This is a genomic window from Solibacillus sp. FSL R5-0449, from assembly GCF_037975215.1.
GTDB lineage: Bacteria > Bacillota > Bacilli > Bacillales_A > Planococcaceae > Solibacillus.
In genome coordinates this window covers 1,010,334-1,033,713 of record NZ_CP150239.1, presented here as the reverse complement: position 1 = coordinate 1,033,713, position 23,380 = coordinate 1,010,334, and the positions used below count along the sequence as shown (strand labels likewise).

General features: G+C 39.9%; 24 protein-coding genes. All 24 read right to left on the bottom strand.

The genetic code is table 11. The annotated features are described in order from the left end of the window. Positions 1 to 18: 18 nt before the first annotated feature. Positions 19 to 1,725, bottom strand: a complete 1,707-nt coding sequence (locus MKY27_RS04930; protein ID WP_339175592.1) for a proline--tRNA ligase — start codon at positions 1,723 to 1,725, stop codon at positions 19 to 21. Between the two features lie 209 nt (positions 1,726 to 1,934). Further along, positions 1,935 to 3,191 carry an RIP metalloprotease RseP gene (gene rseP, locus MKY27_RS04925; protein ID WP_339175590.1) on the bottom strand — a complete coding sequence of 419 codons (1,257 nt, stop codon included), beginning with the start codon at positions 3,189 to 3,191 and terminating at the stop codon, positions 1,935 to 1,937. A gap of 140 nt (positions 3,192 to 3,331) precedes the next feature. Beyond that, the gene (dxr, locus tag MKY27_RS04920) at positions 3,332 to 4,477 is read right to left on the bottom strand and encodes a 1-deoxy-D-xylulose-5-phosphate reductoisomerase (protein ID WP_339175589.1); all 1,146 of its coding nucleotides are present in this window, start codon (positions 4,475 to 4,477) and stop codon (positions 3,332 to 3,334) included. Positions 4,478 to 4,499: 22 nt separating this feature from the next. Beyond that, complete coding sequence (locus tag MKY27_RS04915) at positions 4,500 to 5,297, bottom strand: phosphatidate cytidylyltransferase (protein ID WP_339198213.1); 798 nt, start codon at positions 5,295 to 5,297, stop codon at positions 4,500 to 4,502. Further along, positions 5,294 to 6,088, bottom strand: coding sequence for an isoprenyl transferase (locus tag MKY27_RS04910; RefSeq protein ID WP_339198211.1), 795 nt, complete (start codon positions 6,086 to 6,088; stop codon positions 5,294 to 5,296). Before MKY27_RS04910 ends, MKY27_RS04915 begins: the two co-directional genes overlap by 4 nt. A gap of 571 nt (positions 6,089 to 6,659) precedes the next feature. Further along, entirely contained in the window at positions 6,660 to 7,217 is a 558-nt protein-coding gene (frr, locus tag MKY27_RS04905; RefSeq protein WP_339175585.1) for a ribosome recycling factor, read from the bottom strand. Next, a complete protein-coding gene (pyrH, locus tag MKY27_RS04900; RefSeq protein ID WP_339175584.1) occupies positions 7,217 to 7,942 on the bottom strand; it encodes a UMP kinase in 726 nt (241 codons plus the stop codon). Before pyrH ends, frr begins: the two co-directional genes overlap by 1 nt. Positions 7,943 to 8,103: 161 nt before the next feature. Beyond that, positions 8,104 to 8,988, bottom strand: coding sequence for a translation elongation factor Ts (tsf, locus tag MKY27_RS04895; protein WP_339198209.1), 885 nt, complete (start codon positions 8,986 to 8,988; stop codon positions 8,104 to 8,106). Positions 8,989 to 9,147: 159 nt separating this feature from the next. After that, complete coding sequence (gene rpsB / locus MKY27_RS04890) at positions 9,148 to 9,870, bottom strand: 30S ribosomal protein S2 (RefSeq protein WP_079525262.1); 723 nt, start codon at positions 9,868 to 9,870, stop codon at positions 9,148 to 9,150. Positions 9,871 to 10,029: 159 nt separating this feature from the next. Continuing rightward, on the bottom strand, positions 10,030 to 10,581 hold the full coding sequence (locus MKY27_RS04885; protein ID WP_339175580.1) for a hypothetical protein: 552 nt from the start codon (positions 10,579 to 10,581) through the stop codon (positions 10,030 to 10,032). Positions 10,582 to 10,592: 11 nt separating this feature from the next. Beyond that, a complete protein-coding gene (locus tag MKY27_RS04880; protein ID WP_339198207.1) occupies positions 10,593 to 10,904 on the bottom strand; it encodes an RNA polymerase subunit sigma in 312 nt (103 codons plus the stop codon). 12 nt (positions 10,905 to 10,916) lie between these two features. Continuing rightward, positions 10,917 to 11,687: a FliA/WhiG family RNA polymerase sigma factor gene (locus MKY27_RS04875; RefSeq protein ID WP_339198205.1), complete on the bottom strand. Its 771-nt coding sequence runs from the start codon at positions 11,685 to 11,687 to the stop codon at positions 10,917 to 10,919. Positions 11,688 to 11,830: 143 nt separating this feature from the next. Then, positions 11,831 to 12,199, bottom strand: a complete 369-nt coding sequence (locus MKY27_RS04870; protein ID WP_339198202.1) for a multidrug transporter — start codon at positions 12,197 to 12,199, stop codon at positions 11,831 to 11,833. Then, positions 12,199 to 12,702 (bottom strand): chemotaxis protein CheD, encoded by a 504-nt coding sequence (locus MKY27_RS04865; RefSeq protein ID WP_339175577.1) that lies wholly within the window; start codon positions 12,700 to 12,702, stop codon positions 12,199 to 12,201. The genes MKY27_RS04870 and MKY27_RS04865 overlap by 1 nt, the downstream gene beginning before the upstream one ends. Beyond that, positions 12,689 to 13,339, bottom strand: coding sequence for a chemotaxis protein CheC (locus tag MKY27_RS04860; protein ID WP_339198200.1), 651 nt, complete (start codon positions 13,337 to 13,339; stop codon positions 12,689 to 12,691). The genes MKY27_RS04865 and MKY27_RS04860 overlap by 14 nt, the downstream gene beginning before the upstream one ends. Positions 13,340 to 13,403: 64 nt before the next feature. Next, the gene (locus tag MKY27_RS04855) at positions 13,404 to 13,850 is read right to left on the bottom strand and encodes a chemotaxis protein CheW (protein WP_339198197.1); all 447 of its coding nucleotides are present in this window, start codon (positions 13,848 to 13,850) and stop codon (positions 13,404 to 13,406) included. A 20-nt stretch (positions 13,851 to 13,870) separates the two neighbouring features. Beyond that, on the bottom strand, positions 13,871 to 15,967 hold the full coding sequence (locus tag MKY27_RS04850) for a chemotaxis protein CheA (protein WP_339198194.1): 2,097 nt from the start codon (positions 15,965 to 15,967) through the stop codon (positions 13,871 to 13,873). A 17-nt stretch (positions 15,968 to 15,984) separates the two neighbouring features. Next, positions 15,985 to 17,124, bottom strand: coding sequence for a chemotaxis response regulator protein-glutamate methylesterase (locus tag MKY27_RS04845; protein WP_339198191.1), 1,140 nt, complete (start codon positions 17,122 to 17,124; stop codon positions 15,985 to 15,987). Then, complete coding sequence (locus MKY27_RS04840; protein ID WP_339198188.1) at positions 17,125 to 18,003, bottom strand: MinD/ParA family protein; 879 nt, start codon at positions 18,001 to 18,003, stop codon at positions 17,125 to 17,127. It lies immediately after the preceding gene. Beyond that, a complete protein-coding gene (flhF, locus tag MKY27_RS04835) occupies positions 17,987 to 19,177 on the bottom strand; it encodes a flagellar biosynthesis protein FlhF (protein ID WP_339198185.1) in 1,191 nt (396 codons plus the stop codon). Before flhF ends, MKY27_RS04840 begins: the two co-directional genes overlap by 17 nt. Continuing rightward, the gene (gene flhA, locus MKY27_RS04830; protein ID WP_339198182.1) at positions 19,174 to 21,207 is read right to left on the bottom strand and encodes a flagellar biosynthesis protein FlhA; all 2,034 of its coding nucleotides are present in this window, start codon (positions 21,205 to 21,207) and stop codon (positions 19,174 to 19,176) included. The genes flhF and flhA overlap by 4 nt, the downstream gene beginning before the upstream one ends. Positions 21,208 to 21,230: 23 nt before the next feature. After that, on the bottom strand, positions 21,231 to 22,325 hold the full coding sequence (gene flhB / locus MKY27_RS04825) for a flagellar biosynthesis protein FlhB (RefSeq protein WP_339198179.1): 1,095 nt from the start codon (positions 22,323 to 22,325) through the stop codon (positions 21,231 to 21,233). A 1-nt stretch (position 22,326) separates the two neighbouring features. Next, complete coding sequence (gene fliR, locus MKY27_RS04820) at positions 22,327 to 23,103, bottom strand: flagellar biosynthetic protein FliR (protein ID WP_339198177.1); 777 nt, start codon at positions 23,101 to 23,103, stop codon at positions 22,327 to 22,329. Between the two features lie 4 nt (positions 23,104 to 23,107). Continuing rightward, positions 23,108 to 23,377: a flagellar biosynthesis protein FliQ gene (fliQ, locus tag MKY27_RS04815; RefSeq protein WP_008403270.1), complete on the bottom strand. Its 270-nt coding sequence runs from the start codon at positions 23,375 to 23,377 to the stop codon at positions 23,108 to 23,110. Positions 23,378 to 23,380 lie beyond the last annotated feature (3 nt).

Below are 23,380 nucleotides of genomic sequence, written 5' to 3'. Positions count from 1 at the left end.
CTCTCTATCTTAATCTTACTAGTTTTGGCGGAAATATTCGTTTAAGCGATCGACTACTTCTTCTTTCGCCCATTCTGCAGATTCGCCTGTTGAACGGAATTTCACTTCCACAAGACCTTCTGAAGCTTTTTTACCTACTGTAATTCGAACCGGTAAACCGATTAAATCTGCATCCGCAAATTTTACGCCGGCACGTTCTGCACGGTCATCATATAACACTTCGTAGCGGTATGATTTCAGTACACCATAAAGCTCGTCCGCTAATTGAACTTGTGCTTCGTCTTTCGTATTAACTGGTACCAGTTGCAAATCATATGGTGCTAATTGTGCAGGCCATACAAATCCGTTTTCATCTTGGAAATGTTCTGCAACTGCAGCAAGTATACGAGAAACCCCGATACCGTAGCATCCCATAATATATGGTTGTGCTTTACCTTGCTCATCAAGGAATGTTGCATTTAGTTTTTCTGAATATGTTGTACCTAATTTGAAAATATGTCCAACTTCAATACCTTCAGCAAACTTAATGATCCCTTGACCGTCCGGTGATGGGTCACCTTGTTGGATGAAACGGATGTCTTCATAAGAGCTGATTGCGAAGTCGCGCTCCGGATTGACATTCAATAAATGGAATCCATCTTCGTTTGCACCTGCAACACCGTTACGGATTGATTTGATTGCGTTATCCGCAATAACCTTCACATTTACCGGTAATTTCACAGGACCAATTGAACCTGGTGCACAGCCTAGTAATTCTTTAATAGCTGCGTCTTCTGCCAATTCAACAGATGTAGCACCTAATGCATTTTTCAGTTTAATATCGTTAATTTCGTGGTCACCACGTGCTAAAACAACAACCAATTCACCATCAATATCAAAAACTAGTGATTTGATTACATTTGAAGGTTCCACATTTAAAAATGCCGATACTTCTTCAATTGTTTTTTGGTCTGGTGTTTCAATCTTTTCGATGTCTTTCATCGGTGTAGTCGGTGCTGTATATTCTACAACAACCTCTGCCATTTCGATATTTGCCGCATAATCCGATGTATCAGAATAAGCGATTGTATCTTCCCCGATTTCAGAAAGTACCATGAATTCATGTGTACCTTTACCGCCAATTGTCCCTGCATCGGCAATTACAGCACGGAAGTTCAGGCCAAGACGTGTGAAGATATTTGAATATGCTTGGTACATATCATCGTATGTTGCATCAAGTGATTCACGTGATGAGTGGAAAGAATACGCATCTTTCATAATGAATTCACGTCCGCGCAGCAAACCGAAGCGTGGGCGTTTTTCATCACGGAATTTACTTTGGATTTGGAAAAGTGTTAACGGTAATTTTTTGTATGATTTAATTTCATCACGCACTAAAGTTGTAATTACTTCTTCATGTGTAGCACCTAGAGCGAAGTCACGGTCATGACGGTCTCTTAAACGCATAAGCTCCGGACCGTATGCTTCCCAGCGACCTGATTCCTGCCATAGCTCTGCTGGTTGCAATGCAGGCATTAATAGCTCGATTGAATTGATCGCTTCCATTTCTTCACGAATAATTTGTTCAATTTTTGATAATACTTTGCGCGCTAATGGTAAGTATGAATATACTCCTGCTGCATTTTGACGGATAAATCCGGCACGCAATAGCATGCGATGCGATTTCACGTCTGCATCGGATGGGTTTTCCCTTAATGTAGGGATAAACGTTTTGGTCTGTTTCATAAATAGTGCCACCTTTTTTATTTAAATTGCTACTTCTATAATACTAATCAAATTTAGCTTTGAACGCTAGTATTATTCATACAAAACGCTCAAAGCTGCCATTTTAAAACGTATTTTGTTTAAAAGAGATTCTACCTCTGACATAGGGTTGATTTCCATTGAGGGTCAATCAACCTGCTCGCCACCTAGTTAAATCATCTTAATTGTTTTTAGAAGAAGAATCGCTGGATATCATTCCATGTCACGACGACCATTAAGATCATCAGGAGGAGGATTCCGACGAAGTGAACCATACCTTCTTTTTGACGGTCGATCGGTTTTCCTCTTACTGCTTCAACAGCGAAGAATAGTAAACGGCCACCATCAAGTGCTGGTAATGGTAATAAGTTCATAATTCCTAAGTTGACGCTCAGCATTGCCGCAAAGTATAGAATATTATATAAACCGAAAGTTACGACCGTTTCAGTTGTTTTATAAATTCCTACCGGTCCTGATAAAGCGTCAATTGAGAATTGGCCGGTAACCAGTTTGCCGACAAGTTTTCCGATTGTAATAATCATGTTATACGTTTCTTCCACACCATACACTACGGCTTGTAATGGATTTTTTTCAATGGAACGCATAACACCGATTTGGCCATACGGTTGGCCGCCTTCTTGTTCCACAGCTTTCGGTGTAAGTTCAATGATTTCATTGCCCGCTGGACGTTCAACTTCGAATGTCACAGTTTTGTTCGGGTTATTGAAAATTTGCGTGGATAATTGTTCCCAAGTTGAAATCGGCTGACCGTTTACTTTGACAACCTTATCCCCATCAACCAAACCGGCACTGCTCGCAACAGAGTCGTCCACAACTTCGGCAATAATCGGTTCATCGGATGGAATCCCTTGAATCAGCCCGATAATCAGGAAGATGAAAAACGCTAAAATAAAGTTGAATAATGGACCTGCAAAAATGGCCATCGCACGAGCACCAACGGATTTTGAATTGAATTGGCGATCAAGCGGTGCAATCATCTGGTCCGTACCATTTTCAACGATGCTTGCTGTACGTGATACATTGTAGCGGATGAACTGATCATCCTCATCATAACCTTCAATCCAAAGTTCGCGTTCTAAATCCGCACGCTCCACTTCTAAAAAGATGACGTTCTGGTAATGTGTTTTTTGGTTGAGTATGATTTTTTCTACAATATTTTCTTCGTTCGTTATTAAAGCTACGCGGTAACCAGGCTGCAATTCTACCGTATCGGTATCTTCTCCGGCCATTCTTACATAACCGCCAATCGGCAATAATCGTAGCGTATAGACTGTTTCACCTTTCGTCATCCCAAAAATCTTCGGTCCCATACCAATCGCAAATTCACGCACCATAATGCCCGCTTTCTTTGCAAATAAGAAGTGACCTAGCTCATGGAAAAATACGAGTGAGCCAAAAATTAAAATAAAGGCTATAACTGTTTGCATAATCTCCCACCTTCATTGGAACTGAGCCGAGTATTATTTCGCTCAATCTTTTCTAGCAATCAAGCTCTTGAAAAAGGCACCGCTTGTACAAAGAGGGGATGTCCACCTTTTCGTTTTTCACGTCCGTTTTTCATACTTTACTATTTTACCATGCTTGCGACTGTTTTTCTCGTTTCACTGTCTACATGTAAAATAGTTGCTAAATCTGGCAAAGCGATATTGTTATGACTATTCATAATACGCTCAATACATTCTTCAATTTGTAAAAAAGTAATTTTTTCCTGTAAAAACAATGCAACAGCTGCCTCATTCGCCGCGTTCATTGCCGTTAAAATTGTACCGCCCATTCGCCCTGCATCATATGCAAGTTTTAATGCGCGGAAACGGTCAAAATCCACTTCCTTAAAATGAAGCTGTCCAATTTGGGCCAAATTTAAACGTTGGCCGTTTGAAAGCGGTAAACGGTCCGGGTAGCTAAGCGCATATTGGATCGGTACACGCATATCCGGTGTTCCTAGCTGTGCGATGACACTTGTATCCTCATATTCCACCATCGAGTGAATAATGCTTTCACGGTGCAGCAATACATCGATATTGTCATAAGGCATATCAAACAGTACATGTGCCTCAATTACTTCAAGTCCTTTATTCATCATTGTTGCTGAATCAATTGTAATTTTCGCTCCCATTGACCAGTTCGGATGATTCAGTGCATCTTTAACGGTTACTCCTACCAGCTCATCCCTTGTTTTATCACGGAATGAACCACCCGATGCCGTTAAAATAATACGCTCGATACGTTTTTTATTTTCGCCGTTCATCGATTGGAAAATAGCGGAATGCTCACTGTCTACCGGTAAGATCGGGGCATTATATTTTTTTGCTTCCGCCATGACAAGATGGCCGGCTGTTACAAGTGTTTCTTTATTCGCAATGGCAATTGTTTTCCCCATACGGATTGCAGCGAGTGTCGATTCCAGTCCAACGCTGCCTAATACTGCATTGATAAGCACTGTCGAATCCGGATGTGTCGCAACTTCGACCAATCCTTTTTCGCCATATGTAAAGGAAACATGCGGGAACTCTTTTTGTAAAATGCCTGCCGCTTCCTCCGTTTGCATTGAAACTAATTCTGGTTGAAGTTTTTCTATAATTTCGCGGGACTTTTCAATATTTTGTCCGGCTGAAAATGCAACAAGCTTAAATTCGTTCGGATTTGCAAGTAAAATATCAAAAGTCTGCCATCCGATGGAACCTGTTGCACCTAATAAACTAATTTTTTTCACAATGATACGTCCCTTCTATGTCCTAGGAAAAGAAATGCAAAAAATGCAGTAATGGTACGACAAACAGTAAACTGTCAAAGCGGTCCAAAATACCGCCGTGTCCTGGAAGAATATTACCCGAATCTTTGACACCATAATGTCGTTTAATAGCCGATTCGACTAAATCGCCCATTTGACCAATAATCGATGCAATAATTGTTACAACGATTAATTGCAGCCAGCTTGATGCAAAAGGATACGTAAGCTGCATCGCAATCGCGAAAATAACTGCAATAACAATCCCGCCAATAAAACCTTCCACTGTTTTTTTCGGCGAAATTTCCGGCCATAATTTATTTTTCCCTAATTTACGTCCAACAAAATAGGCACCGGAATCTGTTGTCCATACGACTAATAGCACAAACACGACATATTCCAAACCGATAAAACGTGTTTCGATAAAATAATGGAAACCAAGGCCGACATATAATGCCCCTAGCACGATGAAACCAATTTCATCAAACGTCATTTTATTTTTTACAAGTACAATATAAATCAGCAGTAATATCGCGATTCCATATACGATCATTAATAATGAATCATATTGGAAAAATTCAACGATTTTCAGTGACCATTCATTTGGTACAACCAATACGAATAATGCAAGTGTACCAATAATACCTGGAACAGATGCAATTGAAATTCCTTTCATTTTCAGCAATTCATAGAAACCAATGGCTGCGATAATACTCATTAAAATCGCAAATGGCGTTCCTCCATAAATTACGAATGGAATAAATAAGGCTGCAGCAATTACTCCGGTAATGATGCGTTGTTTCAATTTGTTCCTTCTCCTTTCAGCCCCCCATAACGGCGGTTACGGTTTTGATACACAGAGATTGCCTCTTTTAAGCAAGCTTCGTCAAAATCCGGCCAATGCGTATCAGTGAACCAAAATTCCGTATAGGCAAGCTGCCATAGCATAAAGTTACTTATGCGCACTTCACCACTCGTGCGAATTAATAAATCGGGTTCAGGTAAATGAGCCGTCATTACATACTGGGAAATATGTTGTTCATTTAATTCGTCAATTGTAAGGTTTCCTGCTTCTACCTCTTTCAGAAGCTTTTGCATCGCCATTACAATTTCAGCACGCCCACCGTAATTCATCGCAAAGTTTAAGACTAACCCTGTATTCCCTGCAGTCGCCTCCATAGCCTTTTTTAAAGCAGATTGGGTATATTCCGGCAATGAATCCATCACACCGATCATTTCTACTTTAATATTTCGCTCCATCAGCTCTGGTAAAAAGGAATTTAAAAATTGCTCTGGTAAACGCATTAAAAATTCCACTTCTGATTTAGGACGCTTCCAGTTTTCCGTTGAAAACGCATAGAGCGTCAATACTTCTACTCCTAAATCACAAGCGCAACGTGTTATTTTTCGAACTGTTTTCATTCCTTCATGATGCCCTGCAACTCGAGGCATTGAACGTTTTTTTGCCCAACGTCCATTTCCGTCCATAATAATTGCAATATGGGTCGGGATATCCTCTCCCTTAACTAAGTCCACATTTTCACTACTGAATGATTGTTCTTTATTTGTATTTTTCCCAAAAAGTTTTTTAAACATAGTTAATACCCCCAACTGCACAGTTCGGACCGTTTCCCTTTTTATCATATCAAAAAAGGGATTACCTGTCCTTTTTATATAATGAACTTCTTTAGTATCTTAAAGAATAAATTGTTCTTCCTTTAACTTTCATATGTATTTTTTCTACAATTTATACTTTCAATTAGGGGAAATGGGTTAATGCGCTTTTTTGCTACAGCTATACTTCCCTAACAAACTTAAGATTTATCTATTATTGTAAAAAAACGTCCTCATTAGCAGGACGTTTTAATCCATGTAAAGTTCATACATCGCCAGAAAAAGATTTCGCGCTAATGTGATCCACCAGCGCGAAGAAAAATTATTAAATCTAGAATTATCTTATTAACATTCGGGTTAACATCCATTGCGGGTCAGACGCTTTCCGCGGGCAAGAATTAGAGTCAAATTTTTTTGTCTCTAATTCTTTGCGCCGAGGATGGCGGCAATTTATTGCGGCCACCGCAGAAGCAACACCTTAATGAATGAGAAGGCATAAACAACTCGCCTCCCCTTCATTCCAATCGACCCATTTCATAAAATATCCCTAAAATTAAACTGTTAAAATTTCTTTTTCTTTTTCTTTCACTAACTCTTCGATTTTAACGATTGAGTTGTCTGTTAGTTTTTGGATGTCATCGTTGAAGCCGCGTAATTCGTCTTCTGTGATTTCACCGTTCTTTTCTAATTTTTTCAGGTCGTCGTTTGCATCACGGCGCACGTTACGTACAGCAACTTTTGCGTCTTCCGCTTCTTTTTTCACCTGTTTTACTAATTCTTTACGACGCTCTTCAGTTAATGCCGGTACAGCTAAACGAATGACATTACCGTCATTTGTCGGTGTAATCCCGATATCTGAACGCATAATCGCTTTTTCGATTTCACCTAAGATTGATTTATCATAAGGCTGAATAACTAAAAGGCGTGCTTCCGGTACAGAAATACCTGCCATTTGGTTGATCGGTGTTGGAGAACCATAGTAGTCCACCATAATACGATCCAATAGTGAAGCATTTGCTACACCTGCACGAATTGAAGCTAATTCACGTGAGAAAGCATTAATTGATTTTGTCATTTTTTCTTTTGCCTGATTTAATACTTGTTGTGTCATTACGCATCTCTCCTAACAACTGTTCCAATATTTTCGCCTAATGCGGCACGTTTAATATTACCTGGTTCTGATAAGTTGAAAACGACCAGCTTGATATCATTATCCATACATAATGTCGAAGCTGTAGAATCCATTACTTGTAAACCTTGCTGAATAACGTCTAAATACGTAAGTGTGTCATACTTAACTGCTTCAGAATCTAATTTTGGATCTGCAGAATAAACGCCATCCACATTATTTTTCGCCATTAAAATTGCATCTGCATTAATTTCTGCGGCACGTAAAGCTGCTGTAGTATCTGTCGAGAAGTATGGGTTACCTGTTCCCGCAGCAAAGATTACAACACGCGCTTTTTCCAGATGGCGAACTGCTTTACGTCGAATATATGGCTCTGCAACTTGTGTCATAACGATTGATGATTGAACACGTGTAGGAACACCCAGATTTTCCAATGAATCCTGTAATGCAAGTGCATTCATCACTGTTCCCAACATCCCCATATAATCTGCATTGGCACGTTCCATACCCATTTCAGCGCCGATTTTACCGCGCCAAATGTTGCCTCCGCCGACAACTAATGCGACCTCTACACCTAAGTCGATAACTTCTTTAATTTCTGCAGCGATCGATTTAATAACATCCGGTGAGAAACCGAAGCCTAATTCTCCAGCTAATGCTTCCCCGCTAAGTTTAATAACTACTCGTTTGTACTCTGACACACCCATAGTAGACCTCCGTTACTCATTTATTTAAAAGGAAATACGACGTAATTTTTATGTATCGTACTTCACTTCATTCAAAAATAGATTTCTTTAAAAATAGGGAACACGCAAATGGTGCTCCCTACTGTTTGCTTAAATTAGTGTTAATTTAAGTTGTAATTTAATTAGTTACCTTTAACTTGGCTCATTACTTCTTCAGCGAAGTTATCTTCACGCTTTTCGATACCTTCACCAACTGCATAACGAGTGAAGCTTGTTACAGTAGCATTTAATGAGTTTACGAAGTCGCGTACTTTTTGATCTGAGTTTTTAACGAAAGCTTGGTCTAATAAACATACGTCTTCGAAGTATTTACCAAGACGGCCTTCTACCATTTTCGCTACGATGTTTTCTGGTTTACCTTCGTTTAACGCTTGCTCAGTTAATACTTTGCGCTCACGTTCTACTTCGTCAGCAGAAACTTCGTCACGAGAAATGTAAGTTGGGTTGATTGCAGCGATATGCATAGCGATATCTTTTGCAGCAGCAGCGTCAGTAGAACCTTCAAGAACTACTAATACACCAATACGTCCGCCCATGTGTAAGTAAGAACCGAATGCATCTGCATCAGTTTTTGTTTTGATTTCGAAACGACGTAATGAGATTTTTTCACCGATTGTAGCAGTAGCTGTAGAAATTTGGTCAGCGATTTTCACGCCGTCTTTTTCTAATTCTAAAGCAGCTTCTACTGATTCTGGTTTCGCAGTTAATAATTGCTCTGCTAAAGAAGAAACTAAAATTTGGAACTTGTCGTTTTTCGCAACGAAGTCTGTTTCAGCGTTTACTTCTAAAAGAATCGCTTCATTACCGTTTTCTAAAATGTAAGTTGTACCTTCAGCAGCGATACGGTCAGCTTTTTTGCCAGCAGCAGCTAAACCTTTTTCACGTAGGAAATCGATTGCAGCGTCGATGTCACCTTCTGTTGATACTAATGCTTTTTTACAGTCCATCATACCTGCGCCTGTTTTTTCGCGTAATTCTTTTACTAATTGTGCAGTAATGTTTGCCATATTGAGTTTCCTCCTAAATATAATGAAAAAATTTATTTACACTATTTCATACTTTAAGCGATAAACCGCTATTTTTCAACGATTCATACATCTTCAAATTCATTTCTCAAAAAAAGGTGATAAGGGGTTCATCCACTTATCACCTTTTCTAACAGTGAATTACTCAGCTGTAGCTTCTTCTACTGCAGGAGCTTCTTCTTCACCTTGTTTAGCTTCTAATAAAGCGTCAGCCATTTTAGCAGTTAATAATTTAACCGCGCGGATAGCATCGTCGTTTGCAGGGATTACGTAATCAATTTCATCTGGATCACAGTTAGTGTCTACGATACCAACTAGAGGGATGTTTAATTTGATTGCTTCTGCAACTGCGATACGCTCTTTACGAGGGTCTACAACGAACATTACGTCCGGAATAGCTTTCATATCACGGATACCGCCTAAGAATTTGACTAAGCGCTCGTGCTCTTTTTTAAGTTGGATTACTTCTTTTTTAGGAAGTACAGCGAAAGTGCCGTCTTCTTCCATTTTTTCGATATCTTTCATACGTTGTACACGTTTTTGAATAGTACCGAAGTTAGTTAAAGTACCACCTAACCAACGTTGGTTGATGTAGTAGTTACCTGAACGTTCAGCTTCTTCTTTGATCGCTTCTTGTGCTTGTTTTTTCGTACCTACGAATAAAACTTTACCACCGTCTTGACCAACTTGACGCATGAAATCGTATGCTTCTTCTAATTTTTTAACCGTTTTTTGTAAATCGATAATGTAAATACCGTTACGCTCTACGAAGATATATTTCTTCATTTTTGGGTTCCAACGGCGAGTTTGGTGACCGAAATGTACACCAGCTTCTAGTAATTGTTTCATTGAAATTACTGACATGAGTGTTTCCTCCTAATATGTTTGGTTTTTTTCCTCCGTATTTTTCATCTGCAACAAGCTACCCATAGACTTACGAGCACCACTTACTACATCAAAATACGTGTGTATTGTTAACACCATTTGTAAATATATCATAATAGACTTTCAAGTGCAACTACTTTACGCATGAAACTTTACGAGGAGTTCAATTTCTGTTTTCCCGCGTTCCATCATTTTTGCAATTTCTTCAATTGTTTTTCCATTGCGGTAATGATGGATGACTTCCTGCTCGAACGTCATTTTCTCTTCTTGAACATCATTTTCTTCAGAAAGCGGTTCCGCTATTACTGTTGGTTCATCGTTTTTCTCCTCAACATGCTGCTGTGTTTTCTGTTTTTGATAGGCACTAGCTGCTTGCTTGACCGGAACGAATTTGCGCGGTTCTATTTCCTGTTCTTTTACCGGCTGCTCTTTTAAAGCGAGTGAAGACTCCTCTTTACGGGATGTTGCCTTTTTCTGAGGGACATCCGTTTTTTTCAACTCGCTGATTAGCCGGTCGTTTTCTTCTTTCATTTCCATTAAATATACACTTATCGCATTGTCCATTTCATTAATCAGTTCATTTTGGCGCTTTTCCAAATTCTTAAATTTAGAAAGTTTACTATATAAAAGAACAATTGCAAAAATCGTAATCATTTGGATAAGAAACAACGTAATTATAACTGCGATCATGTTGACTGCTCCTAGCCACTATAATCAAAAAGATTCCCTTTAAACGGGTGCTGCACTTTCTGATCTAGCTGTTCCTTATTTTTCTTGTTGTCCTGCATTTGCTCTTCCTCGCTTTGGGAAGCAGTTTCCTGCTCGTCATCATTGACTGTGTTCAAATGTTCTGTTTCATTGACGGATAATAGTTTGCGTTCCAATTCCCTGTTCAGTGCTTCGTTTGCATGCATTTGCTGCAGGATCGTGTTTTGTTGACGCTGATCCGCCATTTTCCCTGCTTCAAATGTTTTCGGAATCGCAATCTGCAACTCCAGACCTTTCAAGCTCATAACGCCGCCTCCTTACGTATTGATCATTTCCGAAGACAATAATTTACGTAATTTAAACAATGCTTTTGAGTGGATTTGCGAAATTCTTGATGTCGACAGTTCCAGTATTTCACCGATTTCGGTTAATGTTAATTCTTCCGAGTAGAACAGACTGATAACAAGCTGTTCTTTTTCATTCAGCTTTTTAATATTTTCAGCCAAATCGCCCAATAGCTCTACATGAACTGTTTGCTGCTCAGGTGTTTTCGTATTGTCATCACGGATAACAAAGGACTTGCCTTCCGATTCTTCCTGGTCCAGCTGCTCATTGATGGACAGCACATTCGAGAAAAAATACTCCTGGAACGTTTGGTACACTTCTTCGACCGGCAAATTCATATGTGCTGCAACTTCTTCCGGTGTCGCATGGCGCATCAGCTTCTGCTCTAGTGATTCGATTTGCGATTCCAGCTTTTTTGCTTTTTCCCGCGCCGATCTTGGGAGCCAGTCCTCTTTACGTAAACCGTCGAGAATAGCACCGCGCACACGGAATGAGGCATACGTATCAAATTTCAAATCTCGGTTTATATCAAATTTATTCAACGCATCAAACAGCCCCATCATCCCAAGACTCATCAGGTCGTCTCTGGAAATATTCTTCGGAAGCCCTACAGCAATACGCTGTACATGATATGATACGAGTGGTTTAAACTTTTTTATTAATAAATCGCCAGCTTCGGGATCACGGTTCTTTGTCCAACGAACCCATAATGATTGTTCGTCTCTATGCCTTTGTTCTGTCAAACATACCCACCCCTTTATTTGAAAAGTAACATTATTTGTGTTCATTATATCAAAAAGCCTTTTAATATACATCTAATCCAGTATTTCGACACAGTATTTCCTTATATTTCACTAAATAAAAAAGAGTCGGATTTACGACTCTTTTACCGTGAAAGGGATTCATCGCTTTGAAGCATCGAACGAACGACTTGTGCAATTTCTTCCGTATTCTCCTCTTCAACTTCCATTGCCGTATGTCCATCTTGCGGATCGGTTTCTGTTTTTTCCGTCTCTTTCGCAACTACAGCCAGTTCCTCTTCTGTCGGTAACATAACAGGTACTTCGGGTGTATAAAATACATAGCCGATGAAATAGCGGATCAGAAACATTAAACTAAATGCAATGACAGCTGCGACAAAAGCTGCACCGATCGTCGGCAGCGGTATCGCATAAGGATTTTGAATTGCAGCGATAAAATATACAGCGAATGAAAGTAGTGCTGCCCAAAAATTATAATATATTGAACCAAACATTAAATTTCACTCACTCCTTTATTGACAGTACGAACTTGAAGCATGCTCGTTTCAGGGTTAAATTCGATTGTACGACCGCTGTTTCCGCCCGTGTCTTCAGCGACAAGCCGTATGCCCAGCTCTTTCAACTTCGCTTTTACAGCTTCCACATTTCTAGGTCCGATCCTCATGGAATCTTTATCTGACGTAAACTGGAACATTTGTGCGCCGCCCGCAATCTTTGCCTTTAACTTAAAGGGCTGCACTCCCTCTTGTTTTAAAAGATCGACTAAAGCGGCAATTCCCGTATCGGCAAATTTTGCGGCATTCATTGTGGCCGTTCGATTTAAGCTGGAATCCGGTAGCATGACATGGACCATACCGGCAACTTTTTTGGAGTCGTCGTAAATGACTGCACCGACACAGGAACCTAATCCAGACGTACGAATCGTTTTAGGAATTTTCACGATATCCATTTGTGCAATGCCTACTTTAATCACTTCGTTTGAATTAATAACTATCATATGTCGTAGGCACTCCTAATGCTTTGAAAATCGCTTCAAATGAATCGGGTTCAGGCAACAGGAAGAACTGTCCTTTTACCGCTTCATCATCAGACATCACTTCTTCATATATAGATGTGTTAATGACGATGACCGTATCACTTACTTGTGATAGTTCAATCAGTCCGATGCTAATAATCGCGCCAAACATATCAACACTTAGTCCCGGTACTGTCGGATAGATTTTAAGACCCGTAAAATCGGATAAGGCCGATAAATAAGAGCCGGATAAAATATTGCCCATTTCCTGCATCGCCGATAAGCCCATTTCCGAATACGGCGGTGTGTGAAAATCAAAAGATTCGTCATGGATGAGACTTCGAATAAATCGGTTTGCCTGCTCAATCGGCAAAATGAAAAACATGCTTCCTTGGGCATCCCCTTCTAACCGAAGATAAATACCGACGACAGCATTTTCCGAGCCGCCAGCGAGCTCCATCATTTCATTGAACGAGGCCATTTTCACGTCGGGTACACGCATATCGATTTTCTTTCCCAGTAAATTCGATAATGCCGTAGCCGCATGTGCAGCACCAATATTTCCGATTTCCTTTAAAACATCCAAATGCAGCAACGTAATTTTTTCACTAAAGTTCATTTTCAATCCCTACTTTAATAGATTCCAGGCAAGCGGGGCTCACCCGGAAAATTATTCATTGAAATTAATCGATCGGATTTAACACTTTATCTAAGTGAAGTAAAATTAACAGGCGGTTTTCCAATTTGGCAACACCTGCGATAAAATCTTCCTCTAATGAGCCGACCACTTCCGGTTGCTGTCCAATGGAAGATGCATCAATGTCCAACACATCATTTGCCGAGTCGACAATAAAACCGACTTCCATCGTTTCCAGTGTAATAATAATAATTCGGGTTGTTTCTTCGTTACCTGAAACCGGCAAGTCAAAACGTTCACGTAAATCAATGACAGGCGTTACGACACCCCGAAGATTGATGACTCCTTTTACATAACGTTCTGTTTTCGGTACACGTGTAATATGCATTAATTTTTCGATTCCCTTTACGTGCGAAACAGGAATGGCATATTCTTTATCTGCTAATTGAAAAACAATTACTTTCAAGTTTTTTTGCTCTGTTGCATTCGTCATTCTTCACACCTCTTATCCTTTTACTTCATCAGTGCGTTACAGTCTACAATTAACGCCACTTTTCCGTTTCCTAAAATCGTTGCACCCGAGATCGCAAAAATATTCGTTAAGTAGTTACCTAATGATTTCAGCACAATTTCCTGTTGGCCGATAAATGAATCGACTACTAAACCAGCTAATTTATCGCCTTTGCGGACGATTACGACTGAATGGAAGCCATCATTTTTTTGTTCGGCACGCGGTACTTCAAAAATTTCTTCCAGGAATACAAGCGGCACAACTTTACCACGGAAATCGATTACTTTTTGATTATGTGCGTTCAAAATATCTGAATGACGGATAATCGATGTTTCAATAATAGATGATAACGGAATGGCATAAATTTCTTGTTCAATTTCTACAAGCATGACTGAAATAATCGACAGTGTCAGCGGTAATTGAATAGAGAAGACCGAACCTACATTTTGAGTCGATTCAATCGAAATGTTGCCGCCTAATGATTCGATCGTTGTTTTCACAACATCCAGACCGACACCACGGCCCGACACATCCGAAATGACGTCGGCTGTTGAGAAACCGGATGCCATAATTAACTCGTTGATCTGCTTGTCTGTCATCGTCAATGATTGTTCATGTGTAACAATTCCTTTAGACAATGCTTTTGCCAATACTTTATCGCGGTTGATCCCTGCTCCGTCATCTTCAATTTCGATGAATACATAGTTCCCGCTATGATAAGCACGAAGTTCCACCGTTCCTTCTTCCGGTTTGCCTTTTGCACGGCGCACTTCCGGACTTTCAATTCCATGATCAACAGAGTTGCGGATCAAGTGAACTAACGGATCTCCAATTTCATCAATAACTGTGCGGTCAAGCTCTGTTTCTGCACCGACAATTTTAAGTTCGATTTTTTTATTCAAATCACGGGACAATTGGCGTACCATTTTCGGGAAACGGTTAAATACTGTATCTACCGGAACCATTCGCATCGTTAAAACGATATTTTGCAGATCTCCCATTGTACGGCTCATTCGTTCAACCGTTTCATTCAACTCCCCATGATTTACATCACCGGCGATCGATAAAAGGCGGCCGCGATCGATTGCAAGTTCTTCAAACAAGTTCATTAAAATATCAAGACGTTCGATATTTACACGAATCGTTTTACTCGATGCATGCCCTGATTTACTATTGTTATTTTTAGCAGAAGCTGCTTTTTTAGGCTGTTCTTCAGAGACAGCAGTTACAGTTTCCTGTATTGCAGGCTGTGGCTGTACTTCTTCAGCAGGTACTTCGATTGCGGCAGTTTTCGTAACAAATACATCACGTTCGATTTTGTTGACAACAACGCGATCAACTTCCGATACTTTCATCAGCATCTTTTGCAAGTCTTCCGCTGGCTCTTTCGAAATAAAGGCTACATGGAATACACTATCAAACTGTTCTTCTTCCAGTTTATCTACCGTCGGAGTAGATTTGATGACATCCCCGTTTTTCTCCAGTATTTCGAATACCATGAACACACGAGCTGCTTTCAATAAACAGTCTTCTCGCAAAGCTACTGTAATTTCGTATGCATTGAATTCTTGTTCAGATGATTGCAGAATGACCGTTTTTTCAAAATCATCATAGGACAATTTCAATTCGGGTGCTTCAGCCGGCTGTTCAGATTCATTTACTACCATTGCTGCTGCAACTTCCTGGCCAGGCATTGGTTCTGAAGCTGCCGTTGCCGGTTCGCCTGCTTCTATGCGCTTAAGCTTTTCCACTGTTGCCTGCACATCGTGTTTACCGTCGCCGCCATCTGCAATGTCGAATACCATTTCTTCTAAATGATCGACAGATTCGAAAACGACATCCAAAATTTCTGCGTTCACTTTAATTTTACTGTTACGGATCGCATCTAAAATATTTTCCATTTTATGTGTTAAGTCGGCTAAATCTTCAAAGCCCATGGTTGCTGCCATACCTTTTAAAGTATGTGCCGAACGGAAAATTTCTCCGACAATCGTTAAGTCTTCCGGATTTTTTTCCAGTTCCAATAAGTGTTCACTGCATGCTTGTAAATGCTCTTTACTTTCTTCAATGAACATTTCCAAATATTGATTTAATTCCATTTAGAGGGCACCCCTTTTTAAGGCATATATTTCATAATTGTTCGGGCAATATCATCAACATCCGCCACTTCATCTACAAGCTGCGTTTCCACGGCAGCTTTTGGCATTCCATATACGATACATGTTTCTGCTGACTCGGCAATAGCCGTGACATTCCCTGTTTTTTTGAGCGACACTAGACCTTTTGATCCGTCATAGCCCATTCCGGTCATAATGACGGCAATTTTATCGAAATCCGAATACTTGCTGACATCTTCAAACATGACATCTACAGACGGGCGATGGCCTGCTCTTGGCGGTTCCTGATCGTCGAGTACGACTGCAAATGACGATCCGATTTTTCTTAATTTAAGATGATAGCCACCCGGCGCAATATAGGCAGTCCCTTTTTGCAACAGGTCGCCTTGTTCTGCTTCTTTCACATGAATTTCACTCAATTGATCAAGTCTGGCTGCCAGCGATTTTGTAAAACCGGCAGGCATATGCTGCACGATTAAAATCGGTGCACCCACATTTGCGGGAATTTTAGTGATCACTTCCTGTAAAGCTCTTGGACCACCTGTAGAAGTCCCGATCAAAATGATTTTCTTCGAAGTTTTGCTCCACTCCGTCTTTTTAATCGGTACATCAATGTTGACGGGTGGCTTTGTCATATTTTTCAGTTTTGGTTCTTCATTGTTGAAAGGATGACGGGGCACTTGACTTGCAGCTGTCGATTTAAGCAATGGTTTTCTCAGTTTTGAAACCGTTACTTTAGATGCCTCTTCCACTTTTCGTACGAGCTCATCCTTAATTTTATGTAAATCCAATGAAATGGAGCCGCTTGGTTTTGCAACAAAATCTACTGCACCGTATTCCATTGCCATTAACGTATTTTCTGCTCCGCGCTTTGTCGTACTGGAAAGCATGATGACAGGCAATGGATACTTTTGCATAATCTCTTTTAACGCTTCCATCCCATTCATTTCCGGCATTTCAACATCCATCGTCACGACATCGGGCTTCAGCTGCTCGATCTTTTTAATGGCGTCTTTCCCATTACGGGCAGCCCCGATGACTTCAATATTCGGATGATCCGAAAAAAAATCGCTTATTAGCTTCCGCATAAAGGCGGAATCATCAACAACTAGCAGTTTAGTTTTCTGTAAGTTGCTCATTTACTCACGCCCTCTCGAAAAGATGTTTTTTAATTTTGCTATAAATTTTATAGATTCGTTCGTTGCATGCACTTCTTTCAATTCGGCCTGCGCTGTTAAAAATTGATCAACAATCTTTAACAACGTTTTAGAAACCGGGGCATCAGGATACACGAGTGTAAATAACGCTTGCTGACGTACTGCTTGACGCACAACAGAATCTTCCGGCAGTGAGCCTAAAATCGTTACTTCTTTCTCCAAAAAACGCTGCATCACTGTTTTTAGGCGTTGTGTCGTATCTTGCCCTTCCTCGACTGTATACGCCCGATTGCCTAAAAGATAAAATTTCTTCATCGGGTCTCTCATATGAATAAATTTCATCATAGAATAAGCATCCATAATAGACGTCGGTTCCGCGGTAGAAATAACAATAATTTCTTCAATAGATGTTAATAGATCTAAAGACCAATCAACAACACCCGCTCCCATATCGAATAAAACAAAATCGAATTCTTTCTGTAATGTTTCAAAAGCCGAGACAAGACGGGCAAAAACTTCAGGAGACCATTCCATTAAAGACGACATTCCGGACCCGCCGGAAATATAGCTTACTCCTTCATTCGTTTCGCACAGTACTTCTTCAAGCGGTACTTGGCCATCCAGGTAATCCTTTAAATTGTATTTTACAGAACTCCCTATGAGAATGTGTACATTCCCCATACCGATGTCCATATCTAAAACAACTACTTTTTTTCCTTTTTTTGATAATAGAGTTGCGAAGTTTGTCGTAAAGTTACTTTTACCTACACCGCCTTTTCCACTAACAACAGCAATTGACCGCCCTGACCTATGTTCGCTTCCAAGCATTTTCTGACGCAACTTTTCAGCTTGATCTTTCATCCGAGTTCACCTTGAAGAAAAGTTCTAGTAAATTATCACTATTTGGCTGTTCGATATCTTCTGGTACTTCTTGACCATTCGTATAATAAGCTAGTCCTTTATTATATTTAATCATTAAATTAAACATAGTGCCAATAGAATTTGTTTCATCAAGCTTCGTAAAGATAAATTTTTCAATATGCATGTTCGAAAATTGTTCAATAATTGATTCTAAGTCTTTTTGCTTAGATGTTAAAGATAAAACGAGGTAGGATTCTACTTGTTCACTAAATTGTATTAATGACTTTAAATCTTCTACATATTTCGCTTCTTTATAGTTTCTTCCGGCCGTATCTATAAAAATTAAATCCAAATGGTCAAACTTTTTAATCGCTTCTGCATAATCTGTTGCATTATAAACAACTTCCACAGGTGCCTGCAGTAACGCGGCATACGTCTTCAATTGTTCAATCGCGGCGATACGATATGTGTCCGTCGTAATAAAACCGATCTTCTTTTTCTTTTCAAGGACTGCACGTGCTGCCATTTTGGCAATCGTTGTCGTTTTCCCGACTCCTGTTGGTCCTAGCACATTAATGTATTTTTTCTCATATGAAATACCGCTGATCGGCAAGTCATACAATTCTTTTCTTAAATAGTCTTTGGCCACTTCCTGCATTTCGTTCCACGTGATTTGCTTGCCATGGCCGTTATAATACATAAAAAGCTCATCACTGATTTGTGTGATAAGCTCCTCTCCAAGTTCCTGCTCACGTAGAAAGTCGATAAATGGTAAGAGTTCATCAGGATATTGAGATTGTGTCGACATACGCTGCATCGCTTGCATCATTGATTTTAAATCGGCAATCTCTTTTGCCAGGCTTTCAGGCATGACGCCAGCATCGTCTTGCGGAACTTTTTTGTACGGTTCCATAGACGAAGCTGTTTCGGTAATCCCTTCCCCTTTCAATTGCGGTGCAAATGTTGGCATGTCTTCAAAAGACGGTAATGAAGGTTTCTTTTCCACCTGGTCATAACCTGCCACGACTTCATAGCTTTTATTTTTTACTAATCCGAAAAACTTTTTCGTCACGACGACCTTTGAATTCAGAATAACTGCATCTTCCCCTAAATCGGCGCGAATTAGTTTCATCGCCTCAGCAATGGAAGGTGCATTGTATTTTTTCATCTTCACTCTACATTCACCACCCCTACACTTTGAATTTCAACAGCTGCATCCAATTCGTTATACGAAAGAATCGGTACTTGCGGGAAATAACGTTCTGTTAATTGTCTAACATACAGGCGCACAGCTGGCGAACATAAAATAATTGGCGACTGCTCCGTATAGGAAACACGCTCCACTTCTTTTGCAATAGCTTCCAATACGAACTGCGACTGCTGTGGATCCATTGCCAAATAGTTACCGTGGTCTGTTTGCTGAATGCTGTCAGCCACGAGTTTTTCCACTTTCGCAGATACTGTAATAACTTTCAATGCTTGTTGGCCGTTAATGAATTGTGATGTTATTTGTCTAGCCAATGCCTGTCTCACATATTCCGTTAAAATATCAGGATCGCTAGTAAGCTTTGCATAATCTGCCAATGTTTCGAAAATAATCGGCAAATTCCGTATCGAAACATTTTCACGCAATAGTTTTGCCAATACTTTTTGGACTTCCCCTATCGATAATGGTGCCGGAATTAAATCGTCCACTAAAATCGCATGAGTTTCGCGTAAATGATCGATCAATTGCTTCGTCTCTTGACGTCCAAGCAGATCGTGGGCATTCGCACGGATAATTTCCGTTAAATGGGTAGAAACAACGCTTGGCGGATCGACTACTGTATAACCGAACATTTCGGCATCCTCTTTTACTGCTTCTGTAATCCATTTTGCAGGCAATCCAAATGACGGCTCGATTGTATCGATCCCATCGATTGAATTATCATCCCCCGGACTCATTGCCAAATAATGATCGAGCAGTAATTCGCCTCTTGCCATTTCATTTCCCTTTATTTTAATCCGGTACTCATTTGGCTGCAGCTGGATATTGTCACGGATACGGACAATCGGTATAACAATCCCAAGCTCGAGTGCAAGCTGACGGCGGATCATTACTACGCGGTCCAGTAAATCCCCGCCCTGCGCAGCATCCACTAACGGAATTAATCCATAGCCAAATTCGAACTCGATCGGATCGACATTTAATAGATTAATAACATTTTCCGGACTTTTCATCGTATCAGAAGCAACTTCCTCTTCGATTTCCATAATTTCTTCCGGTGTTTCTTCTTTTTTACGATCCATCAAGAAGGCACCAGCCGCTAATGCTATCGCAATCGGAATGGTAATCCAGTCCGGAATCGGTGTGAATAATCCAAGCAGAAGAATTGTACCTGCAGCGACATAAAGGAGTTTTGATTGAGCAAATAATTGTGCTGTAATATCTGAACCAAGATTTCCTTTAGAAGCGGCACGTGTTACAACAATCCCTGTTGCAGTGGAAATTAGTAATGCCGGGATTTGCGATACTAGTCCATCACCGACTGTCAGCATTGAATACTTCGATGCCGCTTCACCGAAACTCAGCTCCATCTGAACCATACCGATTATCATACCGAACAGTAAGTTAATGCCGACCATAATGATAGAGGCAATCGCATCCCCTTTAACGAATTTCGTCGCACCATCCATCGCTCCATAAAAGTCTGCTTCTCCGGATACTTTTTCACGACGTTCGCGCGCTTCCTTTTCCGAAATCATTCCGGCGTTTAAATCTGCATCGATACTCATTTGCTTACCAGGCATCGCATCCAAAGTAAAACGTGCAGCAACTTCCGCAACACGCTCCGAACCTTTTGTAATAACGATGAACTGGATAATAACTAATAATAGGAAAATAACTAAACCTACTAAAATATTACCGCCTGTTACGAAATTACCAAATGTCTCTACTACTTTACCTGCGTCACCTTCCGCTAAAATCGCACGTGTCGTAGATACAGACAATGCCAGACGGAATAACGTTAATAATAGAATGACAGTTGGGAATATCGAGAAATCGAGCGCTTCCTTCATATTCATTGAAGTTAATAACACGAGCAGCGCAAATGTAATATTTATAATAATTAAAAAACTGAGCAGCCAATGTGGAAGAGGGATAATGAGCATCGCTACAACCATGATCACTGCAGCTAAAACCCCTATGTCGCGTATTTGCATTGTTGTCCCTCCTGAAATCTATGTCAAATTTTGCGTTTAATCCGGTATACATATGCAAGAACTTCGGCAACTGCTTTGAAAAACTCTTCCGGTACAGCCTGTCCGATTTCAACCTGGTCATACATCGCACGGGCAAGCGGACGATTTTCTACCATAATGACATCATGTTCTTTTGCAATAAGTTTAATCTTCTGTGCAACAAAATCGGTGCCTTTTGCAACAACTTTTGGCGCATCCATCATATCTTCATCATATTTCAGCGCAATGGCGAAATGGGTCGGGTTTGTGATGACCACATCTGCAGCAGGTACATCCTGCATCATTCTGCGCATTGCCATTTCACGTTGACGCTGTTTAATTTTCGACTTGATCAGCGGGTCGCCCTCTGCATTTTTATGTTCATCTTTAAGATCCTGTTTTGACATCTTTAATTGCTTTTCATATTCATACCGTTCATAAATATAGTCAAACAATGCAATGAATATGAGCATAATCGATGCAGCAATTCCCATGATGGCCGACAAGTATGCTACGGTGGCCAAAATTTGCGCTGGACTATGTAAAGCAAGCGACAATACATCTTCTAAATAGACAATAATGACAACAGTTGTCACAGTCCCGATCAACGTAACTTTCAATAATGATTTAATTAAGTTGACGATTGCTCTAACAGAAATTATCTTTTTGATCCCTTTGATCGGATCCATTTTTTTTAAATCTATTTTTAATGTTTCTGTTGTAAAAAGTAAGCCAAACTGAAAAAAGTTAGCTCCAATACCTGCAATAATGGCAATGACCATAATCGGCAGAACGATAATAGCCATTTCTTTAATGGATTCAACATACATATCCATTACGGTTTCAGCGTTCAGCGTTTCAATTAACATATTGCGGTTAAGTGCTTGCAGTAAAAAACCTTTCATTCCTTCGTACATGAATGGCGCAAAGAAAAGTAAAAAGAAAAATGACAATAACAGTAATACGGCGGCAGTGACGTCCTGACTTTTTAATACTTGTCCTTTTTTTCGTGAATCCTGACGTTTTTTCGGTGTTGCTTTTTCCGTTTTTTCACCAGCAAAAAACTGTAGGTCAACGTTGATCAATAATTTTATGTCCATGTTAGCCACCACCTAAAATAACCATTAAGTCACGTAAAGAAATAATCATAAATTCAATTAGCTCCTTCATAACTCCTACTAATACAGCCATTGTCACCATCAATACAAGAAACCCTACTGCAATTTTGATTGGGAATCCGATTACAAATATATTCATTTGCGGCACCGTTTTCCCTGTAATTCCTAACGCTAACGTTACTAAAAATAATGTTGCAACTATTGGAGCTGACATTTGAAATGCAATGGCAAAAACAGAAACAAATATTTTTATAATAAACAATGCGGTCCCTTCTTCACCGAAATTCGGGAAAAACTGGTCCATCGGCATAAACTGATAACTATAAAAAATCCCATCTAAAATTAGATGATGACCGTTAATTGAAAGCAATACTAAAAGCATTAAAAAGTTTAAAAACTGACCCATTAACGGCGACTGTGCGCCTGTTTGCGGATCAATAATATTCGCCATCGCAAAACCCATCTGGAAATCGATAAATCCCCCGGCTATTTGAACAGCGGAAACGATAATCATTGCTGCCAATCCCAGCATAAGACCGATAATGGCTTCTTTTAAAACGAGCAGCAAGTAGAAAGCATTAATTTCAAACGGTTCAATATTAAACGTATAATACATCATCCATGCTAAAGCGACAGCCAAAATTATGCGCACTTGCTGTGGTATTGTACGATATGAAAATAAAGGGACGGAGACAAAAAATGCAGAAACACGTACTAAAATTAATAGCAGTATTGATAAGTTCGGTAGTAATTCCGTCATCTTCTCACCCAATATACCGAACTAGGTTATTTAAAATGTCATGAAAGTAGTCCGTCATTTTGCTGATCATGAACGGACCAAAAAAAATAATCGCCACTAATACCGCTACGATTTTAGGTACGAACGCCAATGTCTGTTCTTGAATGGAAGTTGTTGCCTGAAAAATACTGACTATTAAACCGCTGATAAGTGCGATTAATAGTAAAGGTCCCGAAACTATCAATATCGTGAATACTGCATTTTCTGCAATTGCAATGACCATTTCCTGTGTCACTTT

Excerpts from the sequence above, each read along its gene's own strand:
- MKY27_RS04930 (WP_339175592.1), bottom strand. The coding sequence starts at position 1,725 with ATGAAACAGACCAAAACGTTTATCCCTACATTAAGGGAAAACCCATCC.
- rseP (WP_339175590.1), bottom strand. The coding sequence starts at position 3,191 with ATGCAAACAGTTATAGCCTTTATTTTAATTTTTGGCTCACTCGTATTT.
- MKY27_RS04910 (WP_339198211.1), bottom strand. The coding sequence starts at position 6,088 with ATGTTTAAAAAACTTTTTGGGAAAAATACAAATAAAGAACAATCATTC.
- frr (WP_339175585.1), bottom strand. The coding sequence starts at position 7,217 with ATGACACAACAAGTATTAAATCAGGCAAAAGAAAAAATGACAAAATCA.
- pyrH (WP_339175584.1), bottom strand. The coding sequence starts at position 7,942 with ATGGGTGTGTCAGAGTACAAACGAGTAGTTATTAAACTTAGCGGGGAA.
- tsf (WP_339198209.1), bottom strand. The coding sequence starts at position 8,988 with ATGGCAAACATTACTGCACAATTAGTAAAAGAATTACGCGAAAAAACA.
- rpsB (WP_079525262.1), bottom strand. The coding sequence starts at position 9,870 with ATGTCAGTAATTTCAATGAAACAATTACTAGAAGCTGGTGTACATTTC.
- MKY27_RS04885 (WP_339175580.1), bottom strand. The coding sequence starts at position 10,581 with ATGATCGCAGTTATAATTACGTTGTTTCTTATCCAAATGATTACGATT.
- MKY27_RS04880 (WP_339198207.1), bottom strand. The coding sequence starts at position 10,904 with ATGAGCTTGAAAGGTCTGGAGTTGCAGATTGCGATTCCGAAAACATTT.
- MKY27_RS04870 (WP_339198202.1), bottom strand. The coding sequence starts at position 12,199 with ATGTTTGGTTCAATATATTATAATTTTTGGGCAGCACTACTTTCATTC.
- MKY27_RS04865 (WP_339175577.1), bottom strand. The coding sequence starts at position 12,702 with ATGATAGTTATTAATTCAAACGAAGTGATTAAAGTAGGCATTGCACAA.
- MKY27_RS04860 (WP_339198200.1), bottom strand. The coding sequence starts at position 13,339 with ATGAACTTTAGTGAAAAAATTACGTTGCTGCATTTGGATGTTTTAAAG.
- MKY27_RS04855 (WP_339198197.1), bottom strand. The coding sequence starts at position 13,850 with ATGACGAATGCAACAGAGCAAAAAAACTTGAAAGTAATTGTTTTTCAA.
- MKY27_RS04850 (WP_339198194.1), bottom strand. The coding sequence starts at position 15,967 with ATGGAATTAAATCAATATTTGGAAATGTTCATTGAAGAAAGTAAAGAG.
- MKY27_RS04845 (WP_339198191.1), bottom strand. The coding sequence starts at position 17,124 with ATGAGCAACTTACAGAAAACTAAACTGCTAGTTGTTGATGATTCCGCC.
- MKY27_RS04840 (WP_339198188.1), bottom strand. The coding sequence starts at position 18,003 with ATGAAAGATCAAGCTGAAAAGTTGCGTCAGAAAATGCTTGGAAGCGAA.
- flhA (WP_339198182.1), bottom strand. The coding sequence starts at position 21,207 with ATGCAAATACGCGACATAGGGGTTTTAGCTGCAGTGATCATGGTTGTA.
- flhB (WP_339198179.1), bottom strand. The coding sequence starts at position 22,325 with ATGGACATAAAATTATTGATCAACGTTGACCTACAGTTTTTTGCTGGT.
- fliR (WP_339198177.1), bottom strand. The coding sequence starts at position 23,103 with ATGACGGAATTACTACCGAACTTATCAATACTGCTATTAATTTTAGTA.